The sequence below is a fragment of the Magnetospirillum sp. SS-4 genome (genome assembly GCF_902729425.1).
Lineage (GTDB): Bacteria > Pseudomonadota > Alphaproteobacteria > Rhodospirillales > Magnetospirillaceae > Phaeospirillum.
Window position 1 is genome coordinate 74,102 of sequence record NZ_CACVCH010000049.1, and the last position, 13,932, is coordinate 88,033.

The following is a 13,932-nucleotide window of genomic DNA, read 5'->3' on the forward strand; positions in this document are numbered from 1 at the left end:
GAAATAAGCATTCTGAAGACTGCTGCGGTTGCGATACCATGGCCGTCATGCCGGGGAGGGCGATTCGGCGGAGGGAACGGTGCCGAACCACGAGAATACGTCCGACCAGGATGCCGATCGCCAGGCCTTCGAGGCCATCGTCCGTTCCATGCTGGAACGTGGCGGCGACGGCAGCTTCGGCAAGATCCATCTGGTCAGCGTGTTTTCCGACGGCACGGAAGGCACGCTGGGCGGCGCTCTTCCCAAGGCGATCACCATAGCCGACCGCATCATCCATGCGCGGCTGTCGCGGGAGGACGCCTGCGTCCAGTTGTCGCCCGGCAAGTACATGCTGGTCTTTCCCGGTCTGTCCGATGCCGAGGGGACGGTCAAGGCCACCGCCATTTCCCGCGAGATCAAGGAACGGCTGTTCGGCCAGTCCGCCGGCAACATCACCGTCGCCGTGCAGGTGCTGCCGCTGTCGCGGTTGAGGCGGCGGCCGGCGGCGGCGGCGCTTCCCGCCATGGAACGGGTGCTCGACACCCACGAGCGTCAGGCGGCGGTCAACCTGGAGGTGGTATTCCAGCCGGTGTGGGATAGCGCCCGCGAGGCGGTGATCGGCAGCCGCGCCGTCACCCGGCGGCGCTTCCAGGGGCACGAACTGTTCGACGACGCGGTCCAGCTGGCGGGCGAGCAGGACCCCCTGGCCCAGGAACGCAACGCCAGCCTTCAGCAGGCGGTCATGCACGAGGGCGGGGCGACGGCCGGGCTGGTGGTCATGCCCCAGGCGCTGAACGACCATACCATGACAGATACCAGGGCGCTTCGGGCCGGGATTGCTGAAATCACCGCCCGGTGCCCGCAAGGCCTGATGGTGGAACTGACCGGAGCGGTGGGGGCGGTGCCGCAATCCCGGCTGCGCAACGTCATCCACGCCGTTCGCGGTGCCGGCGCCGAGGTCGGGGTCCGGGTGTTCCCCGAGCTTGAGATGGCCAGGTTCATCAAGGGGTGCGGCGCCGATTACCTGTGCTTCAACGAGGCCCAGGCCAAGATGGCGGCCTTCACCCATTCGGCGCTCTATGCCCTGTTCGCGGTGGTGGCGCACGAGGTGCGGGGAACCGGCCTCAGGCTTTTCCTGTGGAACGCCTCCAGCGGCCAGGACGTCAAGCGCGCCCAGTCGGTCGGGTTCTCGCTGTTCTCGGGACCGTCCATCGGGGCCAACCGGCCGGACATGGTGGAGCCCCATCCCTGGCCGACGTCGAAGGTCTTCCTGTAGCCGCCCCCTTGCCCGGATGGGGCCGCCCTGCTTGACGATCCGTTAATCCGACCCAAGTTAGTATGATGGGAAGGCGCCGATGGTCGGGCCTTCCGATACCGGACTCGCTCATGACCGAGGAGGACGCAGGTTCATGTCCCGCCTATCCGCATTCAACAGCCCTCTATTGCTTGGTTTCGACCATTTCGAACGGGTGCTCGACCGCATCTCGAAGACCTCGGCCGAGGGCTATCCCCCCTACAACATCGAGCAGACCGGCGAGAGCGGCCTGCGCATAACCCTGGCGGTGGCCGGGTTCTCCATGGACGACCTGTCGGTGGCGCTGGAAGACAACCAGTTGGTCATTCGCGGCCATCAGGCCGACGACGATTCGGGCCGCGTCTTCATCCATCGCGGCATCGCCGCCCGGCAGTTCCAGCGCGCCTTCGTGCTGGCCGAGGGAATCGAGGTCCGGGGCGCCCAGTTGGACAATGGGCTGCTTCACGTCGACCTTGTCCGTCTGCTGCCCGAACCGCGCGTCCGCAGCATTCCCATTCAGGGCGGCATCCGCTCCGGCTCATCCTCCCACGCCATCACGGTCGAGGGGGAGGCCGAGCCGTCCATCACATCCCGGGCCAGAACCGGCCAGAAGAGGGAGGTCTGACATGAAGACCACAGATGACAAGACGTTCGCCGCCCGCCCCGAGGTCGTCATGAGCGTCGCCGATCTGGCGAGCTGGGGGGTTCCCATCGTCGCCTATGTCCGCCACGTGGGACCGGCGGGCGAGGGTGGATGGTCCATCCATGCCGCCGACGGAACCCCCATCGGCGCCGCGCCCGACCGGGCCAGCGCGTTTCTCGCCGTGCGTCAGCACGACCTGGAGCCGCTCAGCGTGCATTGACGGCAGGCGGAGGGCGGCAAGCCCGCCCTCCGGCGCGGTCAGCGCTTCATGCGCCGGTTGATTTCCAGTTCCTCGGGCGAGGCCTGGAAGCCGAGATAGATTTCATATTGGTTGACGATGTCGCCGGCCCCGACCGGGATGCGCATGACGACGTCCTCGTCGTTGGTGCGGGCCTGATCCATTCCCTTGGGGAATTCCACCGGGACGGTGAAGATGGCCTTGGCCTCCGGAGCCGGATAGTACTTGGGAATGGCGACGAAATATTCCAGCTCCGACTTGCCCGCCGTTCCGGCGGGACCGCGCCGGACGTCGAAGCTGACCTGGATTTCCACTTCCACCCCGGCCTTGCCATAGGTGCAGTGCCCCTTGAAGGCGATGATCTCGGCCTCGATTTCCACGTCGGTGATGTCGCGCCCCTGGCCGGGCCGGTATTTGACGACCTTGGCCGCGTCGGACAGGATGTAGATGGGGGGGCAGGGGGGCGCCTTCTCCTTCTTCGTGTCGAACATCGAGCAGCCCGACAGGACGAGCGAGGTTGTCAGGGCCAACGCCGCGGCGCGAACGGAACGAGGGGTCATGGAATTCCTGGGGGTCTGGGGGGAAAGCGGGGACGCGGCCAACGGTTCGGCGATTTCGCACATGCCTGTCTTCCTTCGGCGGCCCATGATCTGCTAAACGTTTCCGACTTTAGTGAAGGCCGAGGCCGGGCACAAGCCGACAGCCGTTCCCATGAGAGGTATTGACCGTGACCACATCCTCCGCCAAACGGCCCCTGACCCTGGTGTTGGCCAGCCCACGCGGCTTTTGCGCCGGCGTCGACCGCGCCATCCACATCGTCGAGAAGGCGCTGGAGAAGTATGGCGCCCCGGTCTATGTCCGCCACGAGATCGTTCACAACCGCTTCGTGGTGGAATCGCTGGCGCGCAAGGGGGCGGTGTTCGTCGAGGAACTGAACGAGGTGCCCGACAGCGCGGCGGTGGTGTTCTCGGCCCACGGCGTGCCCAAGACCGTTCCGGCCGAGGCCGACCGGCGCGGCCTGACCTCGCTGGACGCCACCTGCCCGCTGGTGACCAAGGTCCACCGCGAGGCGGAGCTTCACCACGCCATGGGCCGCCAGATCATCATGATCGGCCATGCCGGCCATCCCGAGGTCATCGGCACCATCGGCCAGGTGCCGGACGGCGCCGTCCTGCTGGTGGGAACACCGGCCGAGGCCGAGGTGGTGCAGCCCCGCGATCCGTCCATGCTGGCCTACATCACCCAGACCACCTTGTCGGTGGACGACGCCGCCGCGGTGACCGAGGTGCTGAACCGCCGCTTTCCCGACATGGTCGGCCCCAAGCGGGAGGATATCTGCTACGCCACCACCAACCGGCAGGCGGCGGTCAAGACCATCGCGCCCCATTGCGAGGCGCTGATGGTGATAGGCTCGCCCAATTCCTCCAACTCGTCGCGGCTGGTGGAAGTGGCGGCGCGGGCCGGTTGCGCCCGTTCGGTGCTGGTGCAGCGGGCGTCCGAGGTGGACTGGAGTCTGCTGGACGGCGTCAACCGGCTGGGGATCACCGCCGGCGCCTCGGCTCCGGAGATTCTGGTGGAGGAAGTGGTGGTCGCCGCCCGCGAACGCTTCGACGTCACCATAGAGGAGGTGCGGGTCACCACCGAGACGGTGACCTTCAAGCTGCCGCAGGCGTTGTCGGAATAGGGCGGAACTGATCCGGGGAGGGGGGAGCGCGACGGATGGCGGTCTACACCGAGGTTTCCGACGACGAGCTGGAAGCGTTCGTCGCCGAGTACGACATTGGCCGGGTGATGTCTTGCAAGGGCATCGCCGAAGGCGTGGAAAACACCAATTATCTGCTTCAGACCGACCGGACGTCCTACATCCTCACCCTTTACGAGCGGCGGGTGAATCCCGAGGAACTGCCCTTCTTCATCGGACTGATGGATCATCTGGCCGCCCGCGGACTGGCCTGCCCCACTCCCATTCCCGGCCGGGACGGCGGCCGGCTGCGCACGCTGTGCGGCCGCCCCGCCGCCATCGTCAGCTTTCTCAAGGGGATGTGGCACCGCGCCATCACCCCCCATCATTGCGCCGAACTGGGGCCGGCCATGGCCGAGATGCACCTGAAGGGGGCCGATTTTCCCCTGACCCGGCGCAACAACCTGTCGGTGGAGGGCTGGCGGCCGCTGTTCGAGGCCATCCGTCCCCGCGCCGCCGAGATCAAGGACGATCTGGCCGACCTGATCGCCGCCGAGCTGGATCACCTGGAGGCCAAGTGGCCCCGTGACCTGCCGGTGGGGCTGATCCATGCCGACCTGTTTCCCGATAACGTCTTTTTCCTGGCCGAGTCGCTGTCGGGCATCATCGACTTCTACTTCGCCTGCACCGACTTCCTGGCTTACGACATCGCCATCTGCCTCAACGCCTGGTGCTTCGAGCCCGACGGGGCGTTCAACGCCACCAAGGCCCGGGTGATGCTGAACGGCTATCGCCGGGTGCGGCCGCTGTCCGCCGACGAACTGACCGCCCTGCCGCTGCTGGCCAGGGGGGCCGCCATGCGCTTTTTGCTGACCCGCAGCTATGACTGGCTCAACACTCCGGCCGGCGCCCTGGTCAAGCGCAAGGACCCCCTAGAATATTATCGCAAGCTGGTGTTCCACCAGGGCATCGCCGGTCCTGGCCAATACGGCATCGAATGAGCGGATGCGCCCGCCCGGTCCTTAGATCTCGCATCGGTGAAACCGATGCTGAGGCGATTGAGGGGGCGGGCCCGGAGCGGAGCGACTAGGCCGTTGAGGCCGCGCGCCTCGTGGCGCGGGAGCCAAGCGAGCGGATGCGAGCGCCCGGCGATTGAGGGACAGAAACTATGACCGAAACCGTCCAGATCTTCACCGATGGCGCGTGCAGCGGCAATCCCGGCCCCGGCGGCTGGGGCGCCATCCTGCGCTTCAAGGGGGTCGAGAAGGAGTTGAAGGGCGGCGAGCCCCAGACCACCAACAACCGCATGGAGATGATGGCGGTTCTGGTGGCGCTGAACAGCTTGACGCGACCCTGCGCCGTCGACCTCTATACCGACAGCCAGTATGTCATGAAGGGCGTGACGGAATGGCTGCGCGGCTGGAAGGCGCGCGGCTGGAAGACCGCCGACAGGAAGCCGGTCAAGAACGAGGACCTGTGGCGGGCGCTGGACGAGGCGGTGTCGCGCCATCGCGTGTCGTGGCACTGGGTCAAGGGCCATGCCGGTCATGTCGAGAACGAGCGCGCCGACCAGCTGGCCCGCGACGGCATCGCCGCCATTCGCGCCGGATAGGGCGCCGCACTCGGGTGGATACCGATGGTCTAGTCCTTCCCGGCGTGATTGCGGATGGCGGAAAAAGTCTGCTATAGACGTGATGGGATATCCGCCTGCCGCCTTGGGAGGGGCGTCATGCGGACGGGGAGCCACTCGCAAGAGCAGCGGAGGGGGGCTACCATGAACCTTGCATATTCGTGTGCGGTCACATGATTGATGTCGATCTCGGCGGGCTGGCCAGCGTGCTGGAGGACAGCCCGGTGGGCGTGTCCATTTCGCGGCGCCGCGACGGCACCATCGTCTTCGCCAACCACACCTTCTGCGATCTGGTCGGCGTGGCCCGCCAGGCGGTGGTGGGGTCCACCGCCCGCTCGTATTACGTGGACGACCAGCAGCGCACGGCGGTGATCAAGCATCTGATGCGCCACGGCAGCGTCGACAATGCCGAGGTGCAGTTCCGCCGCGCCGACGGCAGCCCGTTCTGGACCTTGCTGACCATCCGCGAGACCACCTATTCCGGCGAACTGGTCAATCTCGCCTGGGTCTACGACATCACCGAGCGCAAGACTTCGGAGGAACGGCTGCAACTGGCCGCCAAGGTGGTCGAGACCGCCAACGAAGGCATCATGATCACCAACGCCGACGCGGTGATCGAGGCGGTCAACACCGCCTTCACCCGCATCACCGGCTTTTCCCCCGACGAAGCCATCGGCAACAAGCCCAATATCCTCAAGTCCGGCCGCCACGACACCGACTTCTATCGCGACATGTGGCGATCCCTGCTGGAGGCCGGCCAGTGGCAGGGCGAGGTCTGGAACCGCCGCAAATCCGGCGAAGTGTTCATCGAATGGCTGTCCATCGCCACTGTCCGCGACGCCTCGGGCAATGTCTCGCACATGCTGGGCGTGTTCTCGGACATCACGGCGCGCAAGGAGGACGAGGAGCAGGTGTGGCGGCAGGCCAATTTCGACGCCTTGACCGGCCTGCCCAACCGGTCGCTGTTTCTCGACCGTCTCGGCCAGGCCATCAAGGCGGGGCGGCGCGACCGCACCCGTTTCGCCCTGCTGTTCATCGACCTGGACGGGTTCAAGGCGGTCAACGACACCTTCGGCCACGCCAACGGCGATCTGCTGTTGCAGGAGGCGGCGGCGCGGCTGCTGCTGTCGGTGCGGTCCTCCGACACGGTGGCGCGGCTGTCGGGCGATGAATTCACCGTCATCTTGCACGACGTCGACGGTCGCGACGAGGTGGCGGTGGTCGCGGCCAAGATGGTGGGGCGTCTGGCCGAGCCGTTCGATCTCGACGGTCAGCAGGCCAGCGTCCAGGCCAGCATCGGCATCGCCTTGTTTCCCGACGACGCCGACGACGCGGCGGTGCTGATCCGTCTGGCGGACCGGGCCATGTACGGGGTCAAGGGATCGGGCAAGAACAATTTCGGCTTCCACCAGATGCCGGAACGGCTGGTCTATCCACTCGACGGCTGATGGTCTTCCCGCAGGCCGGCCGGATCCTGGTGGATGATGACCTCGAAGCCCGGGAACTCGGCCTCGATGGCGTGTTCCACCTCGTCGGCGATGCGGTGGGCCTGAATCAGCGGCAGGTCGGCCGGCAGTTCCAGGTGTAGCTGGATGAAGCCCTGCCGGCCCGACGTGCGGGTTCTCAGATCGTGCATGCCCAGCACCTCGGGATTGGCGCGCACCACGGCGCGGATGCGGTCGCGCTCGGCGTCGGGCAGTTCGCGATCCATCAGGGTGTCGAGGGACGCGCGCATGATCCGCCAGGCGTTGACCATCAGCCAGCCGGCGATGGCCATGGCGAACAGCGGGTCGGCCAGGGTCCAGCCCCCCCACAGGGTCAGCAGCAGCGAGACGATGACGCTGGCATTGATCAGCAGATCACCGGCGTAGTGCAGCGAATCCGCCGATATGGCGGTGGACCGGGTCCGGGCGACGACGTGGCGCTGGAACGTCACCAGGGCGGCGGTGGCGAGGATGGAGAACACCATCACCGCGATGCCCCATTCGCCGTGTTGCACCGGTTCCGGCCGGATGACGCGGCCGCCGGCCTGGATCAGCAGCAATCCCCCCGAACCGGCGATGAAGGCCGCCTGTCCCAGCCCGGCCAGGGATTCCGCCTTGCCGTGGCCGAAGCCGTGGTCGTGGTCGGCCGGAATCAGGGCATGGCGGACCGCCATCAGGTTCAGCGCCGAGGCGGCGAGGTCCAGGACGGAATCGATCAAGGTGGACAACAGCGCTACCGAGCCGGTCGCCACCCATGCGGCCAGCTTTACCGCGATCAGCACCGTCGCCGTGGCGGTGGCGGCATAGGTGGCCAGCCGCATCAGCCGGGCGTGGTCGTCCGGGGCGGCGCTCATGGGTAGAGATGCTCGACCCGCCATCCTCCGCTCTCCAGGATGTAGGCGAAACGGTCGTGCAGGCGGAACGGACGGTCCTGCCAGAACTCGACGCGGTCGGGCGCCAGGCGGAATCCCGACCAGTGGGGCGGGCGCGGCACCTTGCCGAGGCCGAAGCGGGCGCCGAACTCGGCCACCCGCTTTTCCAGTTCGAAGCGCCCGCCCAGCCGGCGCGATTGCAGCGATGCCCAGGCGCCGATCTGGCTGGCGCGGGCGCGGGTGGCGAAATACTCGTCGGCTTCGGCCTCGCCGACCGGGGTGATCGGGCCTTCGACCCGGATCTGGCGTCGCAGCGTCTTCCAGTGGAAGCACAGCGCCGCCATGGGATTGGCGGCCAGTTCGCGGGCCTTGCGGCTTTCCAGGTTGGTGTAGAACACGAATCCGGCCGGGTCGGCTCCCTTCAGCAGCACCATGCGGACGCTGGGCCGGCCCGAGGGGTCGCAGGTGGCCAGGGCCATGGCGTTGGGATCGTTGGGTTCGGCGGCTTCGGCCTCGGCCATCCACTCGTGGAACAGGGCAACGGGATCGGATGGGGGAACGGACATCGGTCACCGGCGGGAAACGGGTTGAAGGGCTTGCATAAAAATGCCTCAATTCCACCTCATGTGATAGATGTTCCGCCGTTTCATCGCCGTGAGGCCGCCATGTCGTCGCGTTTTCCCCCGATCCTGTCGTTCGTTGTCGCCTTGTCTTTGCTGACCGCCTGCGCCGAGGCGCCCAGCAAGCAGACCATGGGCACCGGCATCGGCGCCGTCGGCGGCGGCCTGCTGGGCAGCATGTTCGGAAGCGGCATCGGCCGGGCGGCGGCCACCGCCGCCGGCGGCCTGCTGGGGGCGTGGCTGGGCTCGGCCGCCGGCAAGTCGCTGGACAAGGCCGACAAGGAAAAGGCCGCCGAGGCCGCCGAGGCCGCTCATACCGCCTCGGTGGGCGACAAGGTGTCGTGGAGCAATCCCGATACCGGCAATTCAGGCAATGTCGCCGTTACCGGCGAATCCGTCGACGCGGCCGGCCGGCAATGCCGCGACTACACCTCGACCATCCGGGTGGACGGGAAGGACGAGGTGGTCAACGGCACCGCCTGCCGTCAGCCTGACGGCAGTTGGGCCGCGAAATAGCGGCTGGCCCGGGGTGGCGTTTACGGTCGCTTAACCCCCCGATCCCCACACTGTGGGGATGAGCACCCTGGACACCATCCGCACCCTGTTCCGCCAGAGCTTCGACCTGGAGGACGGGGCCGACGTGGACGACCTCGCCTATCGCGCCATACCGGGCTGGGACTCGGTCGGCCACATGCGCCTGATCGCGGCCCTGGAGACCGAGTTCGACCTCATGCTGGAGACCGACGACGTGCTGGACATGAGCAGCTTCGCCAAGGCGCGGGAGATTCTCGGCAAGTACGGCGTCGCGGTATAGGGCCGCCATGATTTTCGGCCTCGATCGCCGTGGAAACGATCACCGGCCGGCGCTGCTGGACGCGGGGACCGGGGCATGTGTCGATTACGCCGAACTGAGCCGCCGGGTCGCCGCCGAGGCTACCCGGCTGCGAAATCTGGTCGGGCCGGGGCCGGCCTTGCTGATGATGCATCTGACCGCCGACGTGGACGCGGTGGCGTGCCATCTGGGGGCGTTGTCGGCCGGCATGGCGGTGATGCCGCTGCCGCCCGGTCTGGAAGACGGCGGCGCCGCCGCCCTGATCGGGCGTTACCGTCCCGAACTGGTCCGTCGGCATGCCGGCGTCGAGGGCTACGAATTCCGCGACGGCTTCTGGCGCCGCGATGGGGACGTCCCGCCGCCGCTTCATCCCGGACTGGCCTTGCTGCTGTCCACCTCGGGCAGCAGCGGCAGCCCCAAATGCGTCCGCCTCGGCCGGGAGGCGGTGGAGGCCAATGCCCGCCAGATCGTCGCCGCCCTGGGGATCGGCCCTTCCGAGCGGGCGCCGACATCGCTGCCGCTGTCCTATTCCTACGGTTTGTCGGTGCTGCACAGCCACCTCGCCGCCGGCGCCTCGGTGATCCTGACGTCGGACGGGGTCGCCGCTCGGCCGTTCTGGCAGGCGCTGGCCGGGCATGGCGCCACCTCGCTGGCGGGGGTTCCGGCCTCCTATCAGATGCTGTGCCGGCTCGACCTGGACAGTCTGGCGCCGCCCACTCTCAGGACCCTGACCCAGGCGGGCGGGGCCATGGCCCCGGCCCTGACCGGCCATTTCCACGCCTTTGCCGCCCGCCGGGGCGGACGCCTGTTCGTGATGTACGGCCAGACCGAGGCGGCCGCCCGCATCGCGGTGCTGCCGCCCGGGGATCTGCCCGGCCGTATCGGCGCCGCCGGACGGGCGGTGCCGGGGGGGACCCTGTCGGTCGATCCGGCCACCGGCCATGTCGTCTATCGCGGCCCCAACGTCATGATGGGCTATGCCGAAGGCCGCGCCGACCTGGGGCGGGGCGACGAATTGGGCGGCGTGCTCGATACCGGCGATCTCGGCCGGCTGGATGCCGACGGCACCTTGTGGATCACCGGCCGCGACCTGCGGATCGCCAAGATCGGCGGCCTGCGTCTCAACCTGGACGAGGTCGAGGAATGGGCGCAGGCGTTCGGCCATGCGGCGGCGATGGACGGCGGCGACTGGCTGGGGCTGGCGCTGGCGGCGGCCTCGCCGCCGGATCGGGCCGTCCGGCAAGACTTCGCCCGTCGGCTGGGGCTGCATTCGACGCAGGTGCGCTGGCTGGCGGTGGCGGCGCTGCCGCTTCTGTCCAGCGGCAAGACCGATCACCGGGCGCTGAAGGCCCTGCCCTGGGACGGCCGGCCATGACACCCGACCTGGTCCTGACGCTGCCGCCGTTCGGTCATGCCCAGGCCGACAAGGAATCGTGGCTGCGAGACGGGCTGGCGGCCCTGACGGCGCATCACCGCGCCGCCTGTCCCGCCTATGACCGCTGGGTTGGGGCGATGTTTCCCGGCGCGGGCGCGTCCGGCCGGGTGGCCGATCAGCCCTGGCTGCCGGTGGGGGTGTTCAAGACCCACATGCTGTCCAGCGTGCCGGAACGCGACGTCGTCCGCATCCTGGCCAGCAGCGGCACCTCCGGGCAGGCGCCAAGCCGGGTGCCGCTGGACGCCGTCACCGCCGCCCGCCAGGCGCGGGCGCTGTCGGGGATCATGCCGGCGGTGCTGGGACGGCGGCGGCTGCCCATGCTGATTATCGACAACGAGGACTCGATCGCGTCGGGGGCGGCGCTGTCGGCGCGGGGGGCTGGCATCCTCGGCATGATGCCGTTCGGCCGTCACCACGCCTTCGCGCTGGACCGGGATCTGTCCTTGCGGCGGGAGGCGGTGGACGGTTTCCTGGATCGCTGGGGCGGCGAGCCCTTCCTGGTGTTCGGCTTCACCTTCATGGTCTGGACCCATTTGCCGCCGGCGATGGCGGAACGGAAGGCGGCCCTGGCCAACGCCATCCTGGTCCATGGCGGCGGCTGGAAGGCGCTGGCCGGGCAGGGGGTGGACAACGACGTCTTCAAGGCGGTGCTGCGGCGCGATGCCGGCCTGGAACGGGCGGTGAGCTTCTACGGCATGGCCGAGCAGGTGGGCAGCGTGTTCCTGGAGGGCGACGACGGCCTGCTGCACGCCCCCGCCGCCGCCGACGTGATCATCCGTGATCCGCGAACCTGGGACGAGGTTCCGGTCGGCGTGCCCGGCGTGATCCAGGTGGTGAGCCTGCTGCCCACCAGCTATCCTGGCCATTCCATCCTGACCGAGGACATGGGCGTGATCGAGACGGTGGATCGCGGTGAATGGAAGGGCAAGGCGTTCCGGGTGCTGGGGCGGGTTCCGCGCGCCGAGCCTCGGGGGTGCAGCGACGCCCTCGCCGCCGGGGGCGGGCGATGATCGTCGCCCGCCTCGCCCCCTTTCCCGCCGAGGTCCGGGTTCTCGACCTGCTGGCCGGGCTGGACGCCGCCGCCGGCGATCTGGTTCCCTTTGATCCCGAGACCGTCGCCTTCGGCCAGCATCTGTCCGAACGGCTGTTCGCCGATCCGCTGACCCGGGCCGTGCCGGAACTGGCCGCCCTGGCTTTCCGGCTGCGCGCCGCCGCCACCGCCGGGTTGCACCGCCGCTTCCTGGAACTGGAAAGCGACGCGGTACTGCGGGTGCCGCGCGGTCTCGCCTTTCATGTGGCGCCGGTCAATGTCGAGACCATGTTCGTCCAGTCGTGGTGGCTGTCGGCGCTGTGCGGCAACCGCAACGTCGTCCGGGTTTCGGCCCGGTCGGGCGACGCGGCCGCCCTCTTGGCGCGGCTGATGGCGGAAAGCCTGGCTGAGCCCGCCTTCGCCCGCCTGGGCCGCGCCACCGCCCTGATCAGCTATCCCCATGACGAGGCGGTCAGCCGCGCCCTGTCCCTTGCCGCCGACCTTCGCCTGGTCTGGGGCGGCGATGCCGCCATCGCCGCCCTGCGGCATTGCCCGATCCGTCCCGACGCCGTCGAACTGGCCTTTCCCGACCGCCGGTCGCTGGCGGCGATCGCCGTCCCGGCCTATGCCGCCCTGGCGCCCGCCGGCCGCGACGCGCTGGCCGGGCGGTTCTTCCTCGACGCCTATGGCTTCGACCAGATGGCCTGCGCGTCGCCGCTGCTGCTGGCCTGGGTCGGAGCGGCGGAAGAGGCGGCGTCGGCGTCGGACGACTTCTGGCCGCGTCTGGCGGATGAGGCGCGGCGGCGGGGCCACGACGTCTCCACGGGGGCGGCCCTGGCCCGGCTGACCGGCGCGGCCCGGCTGGCGCTGGATGGCGATGCCGGCCGGATACGCCGTTTCGGCGATTCGGTGGTGGTGGCGTCGGGATCACCGTCGACGGTGCGGGCGTCCGGAATCGGGTCCGGCCTGTTCCAGGAGGTCGCGGTGGACACCCTCGGCCGGCTGGCCGGATTGATCGACCGCCGCATCCAGACCATCGGCCACTTTGGATTCGACCGGGCGGCCCTGGTCGGGCTGGCGCGGAGGCTGAACGGCCGGGGCGGCGACCGCCTGGTGCCCATCGGGCAGGCGCTGGAGTTTTCCACGCTGTGGGATGGGCACGACCTGCTTGCCGCCATGACCCGGCTGGTGCATGTGGTCGGCGAAATATCGCTTGCATCGGACGGTGCGCTGGGGTAGCCTGACCGTGAATAAGGCGACGAATTCGCCTTGTCTCAGGCCCTCGGGCCGCTAGAATTGGCGCAGCCTCGAAGGCCTGCGAGATCGTCAAAAGGCTAAGTCCAGAAAGGATATCGCCATGGCTACCGACGTCACACTCTCCGCCGCCATCCGCGGCAATCTGCTCTCCCTGCAAAACACCGGCAATCTCGTCGATCGGACCAACACCCGTCTGGCCACCGGCCTGAAGGTCAGCTCCGCCATCGATGACGCGGTCGCGTTCTTCCAGAACAAGGCGCTGAAGGATCGCGCCGGCGATCTGTCCTCGCGCAAGGACAGCATCGACCAGGGCATCAGCTCGCTCCAGACGGCGCTGTCCGGCCTGCAAGCGGTCGAATCCATCCTGGTGCAGATGAAAGGTATCGTNATCGTCAAAAGGCTAAGTCCAGAAAGGATATCGCCATGGCTACCGACGTCACACTCTCCGCCGCCATCCGCGGCAATCTGCTCTCCCTGCAAAACACCGGCAATCTCGTCGATCGGACCAACACCCGTCTGGCCACCGGCCTGAAGGTCAGCTCCGCCATCGATGACGCGGTCGCGTTCTTCCAGAACAAGGCGCTGAAGGATCGCGCCGGCGATCTGTCCTCGCGCAAGGACAGCATCGACCAGGGCATCAGCTCGCTCCAGACGGCGCTGTCCGGCCTGCAAGCGGTCGAATCCATCCTGGTGCAGATGAAAGGTATCGTGCTGTCGGCCAAGTCGGCCACCGATTCCGAGCGCGCCACCCTCGGCACCCAGTTGCAGACCCTGGCCGCCCAGATGAACCATCTGGCCAACGACGCCTCCTATCAGGGCCTCAACCTGATCAACGCCACCGTCGCCAACCTGAAGGTGCAGTTCTCGGAAAAGACCGCCGCCGTCCTCCAGGTCGATGGCGCCGACGTCCGCATCTCCACCGGTCTGGTGCTGACCT

At 68.2% G+C, this 13,932-nt stretch carries 17 protein-coding genes; 14 read left to right on the forward strand and 3 right to left on the reverse strand.

The annotated features are described in order from the left end of the window. Positions 1-79 precede the first annotated feature (79 nt). From MTBSS4_RS07435 to MTBSS4_RS07445, 3 genes are all read left to right on the forward strand, one after another. Positions 80-1,255 carry a hypothetical protein gene (locus tag MTBSS4_RS07435; protein ID WP_254432435.1) on the forward strand — a complete coding sequence of 392 codons (1,176 nt, stop codon included), beginning with the start codon at positions 80-82 and terminating at the stop codon, positions 1,253-1,255. Between the two features lie 133 nt (positions 1,256-1,388). Further along, a complete protein-coding gene (locus tag MTBSS4_RS07440; RefSeq protein ID WP_173982767.1) occupies positions 1,389-1,898 on the forward strand; it encodes an Hsp20 family protein in 510 nt (169 codons plus the stop codon). A 1-nt stretch (position 1,899) separates the two neighbouring features. After that, positions 1,900-2,136 carry a DUF1150 family protein gene (locus tag MTBSS4_RS07445; RefSeq protein ID WP_173982768.1) on the forward strand — a complete coding sequence of 79 codons (237 nt, stop codon included), beginning with the start codon at positions 1,900-1,902 and terminating at the stop codon, positions 2,134-2,136. Between the two features lie 38 nt (positions 2,137-2,174). Here the strand turns inward: MTBSS4_RS07445 and MTBSS4_RS07450 are convergent, their stop codons facing one another. Further along, on the reverse strand, positions 2,175-2,714 hold the full coding sequence (locus tag MTBSS4_RS07450; RefSeq protein ID WP_173982769.1) for a hypothetical protein: 540 nt from the start codon (positions 2,712-2,714) through the stop codon (positions 2,175-2,177). Between the two features lie 167 nt (positions 2,715-2,881). On the opposite strand from MTBSS4_RS07450, the gene ispH reads away from it, so the two are divergent. From ispH to MTBSS4_RS07470, 4 genes are all read left to right on the forward strand, one after another. Then, the gene (ispH, locus tag MTBSS4_RS07455) at positions 2,882-3,838 is read left to right on the forward strand and encodes a 4-hydroxy-3-methylbut-2-enyl diphosphate reductase (protein WP_173982770.1); all 957 of its coding nucleotides are present in this window, start codon (positions 2,882-2,884) and stop codon (positions 3,836-3,838) included. Positions 3,839-3,873: 35 nt separating this feature from the next. Then, positions 3,874-4,836 (forward strand): homoserine kinase, encoded by a 963-nt coding sequence (gene thrB / locus MTBSS4_RS07460; RefSeq protein WP_173982771.1) that lies wholly within the window; start codon positions 3,874-3,876, stop codon positions 4,834-4,836. 167 nt (positions 4,837-5,003) lie between these two features. Beyond that, a complete protein-coding gene (gene rnhA, locus MTBSS4_RS07465) occupies positions 5,004-5,447 on the forward strand; it encodes a ribonuclease HI (protein ID WP_173982772.1) in 444 nt (147 codons plus the stop codon). 191 nt (positions 5,448-5,638) lie between these two features. Next, a complete protein-coding gene (locus tag MTBSS4_RS07470; protein ID WP_173982773.1) occupies positions 5,639-6,913 on the forward strand; it encodes a diguanylate cyclase in 1,275 nt (424 codons plus the stop codon). Here MTBSS4_RS07470 and MTBSS4_RS07475 read toward each other — a convergent pair. Together MTBSS4_RS07475 and pdxH are read right to left on the reverse strand one after the other, a co-directional pair. Then, positions 6,895-7,803 carry a cation diffusion facilitator family transporter gene (locus tag MTBSS4_RS07475; RefSeq protein WP_173982774.1) on the reverse strand — a complete coding sequence of 303 codons (909 nt, stop codon included), beginning with the start codon at positions 7,801-7,803 and terminating at the stop codon, positions 6,895-6,897. The genes MTBSS4_RS07470 and MTBSS4_RS07475 overlap by 19 nt on opposite strands. Continuing rightward, positions 7,800-8,387 carry a pyridoxamine 5'-phosphate oxidase gene (gene pdxH, locus MTBSS4_RS07480; RefSeq protein WP_173982775.1) on the reverse strand — a complete coding sequence of 196 codons (588 nt, stop codon included), beginning with the start codon at positions 8,385-8,387 and terminating at the stop codon, positions 7,800-7,802. Before pdxH ends, MTBSS4_RS07475 begins: the two co-directional genes overlap by 4 nt. A gap of 99 nt (positions 8,388-8,486) precedes the next feature. Here pdxH and MTBSS4_RS07485 point away from each other — a divergent pair, with 99 nt between their 5' ends. From MTBSS4_RS07485 to MTBSS4_RS07515, 7 genes are all read left to right on the forward strand, one after another. Continuing rightward, the gene (locus MTBSS4_RS07485; RefSeq protein ID WP_173982776.1) at positions 8,487-8,957 is read left to right on the forward strand and encodes an RT0821/Lpp0805 family surface protein; all 471 of its coding nucleotides are present in this window, start codon (positions 8,487-8,489) and stop codon (positions 8,955-8,957) included. Between the two features lie 58 nt (positions 8,958-9,015). After that, a complete protein-coding gene (locus MTBSS4_RS07490; RefSeq protein WP_173982777.1) occupies positions 9,016-9,255 on the forward strand; it encodes an acyl carrier protein in 240 nt (79 codons plus the stop codon). Between the two features lie 7 nt (positions 9,256-9,262). After that, positions 9,263-10,648: an AMP-binding protein gene (locus MTBSS4_RS07495; RefSeq protein ID WP_173982778.1), complete on the forward strand. Its 1,386-nt coding sequence runs from the start codon at positions 9,263-9,265 to the stop codon at positions 10,646-10,648. Further along, positions 10,645-11,718 (forward strand): acyl-protein synthetase, encoded by a 1,074-nt coding sequence (locus MTBSS4_RS07500; RefSeq protein WP_173982779.1) that lies wholly within the window; start codon positions 10,645-10,647, stop codon positions 11,716-11,718. Before MTBSS4_RS07495 ends, MTBSS4_RS07500 begins: the two co-directional genes overlap by 4 nt. Continuing rightward, positions 11,715-12,977, forward strand: coding sequence for an acyl-CoA reductase (locus MTBSS4_RS07505; RefSeq protein ID WP_173982780.1), 1,263 nt, complete (start codon positions 11,715-11,717; stop codon positions 12,975-12,977). The genes MTBSS4_RS07500 and MTBSS4_RS07505 overlap by 4 nt, the downstream gene beginning before the upstream one ends. Positions 12,978-13,095: 118 nt before the next feature. Further along, a complete protein-coding gene (locus MTBSS4_RS07510; protein ID WP_173982781.1) occupies positions 13,096-13,527 on the forward strand; it encodes a hypothetical protein in 432 nt (143 codons plus the stop codon). Beyond that, positions 13,419-13,932, forward strand: a 514-nt coding sequence (locus MTBSS4_RS07515) for a flagellin (protein WP_368667767.1), incomplete at its 3' end; no start/stop codon positions are given. The genes MTBSS4_RS07510 and MTBSS4_RS07515, both read left to right, overlap by 109 nt.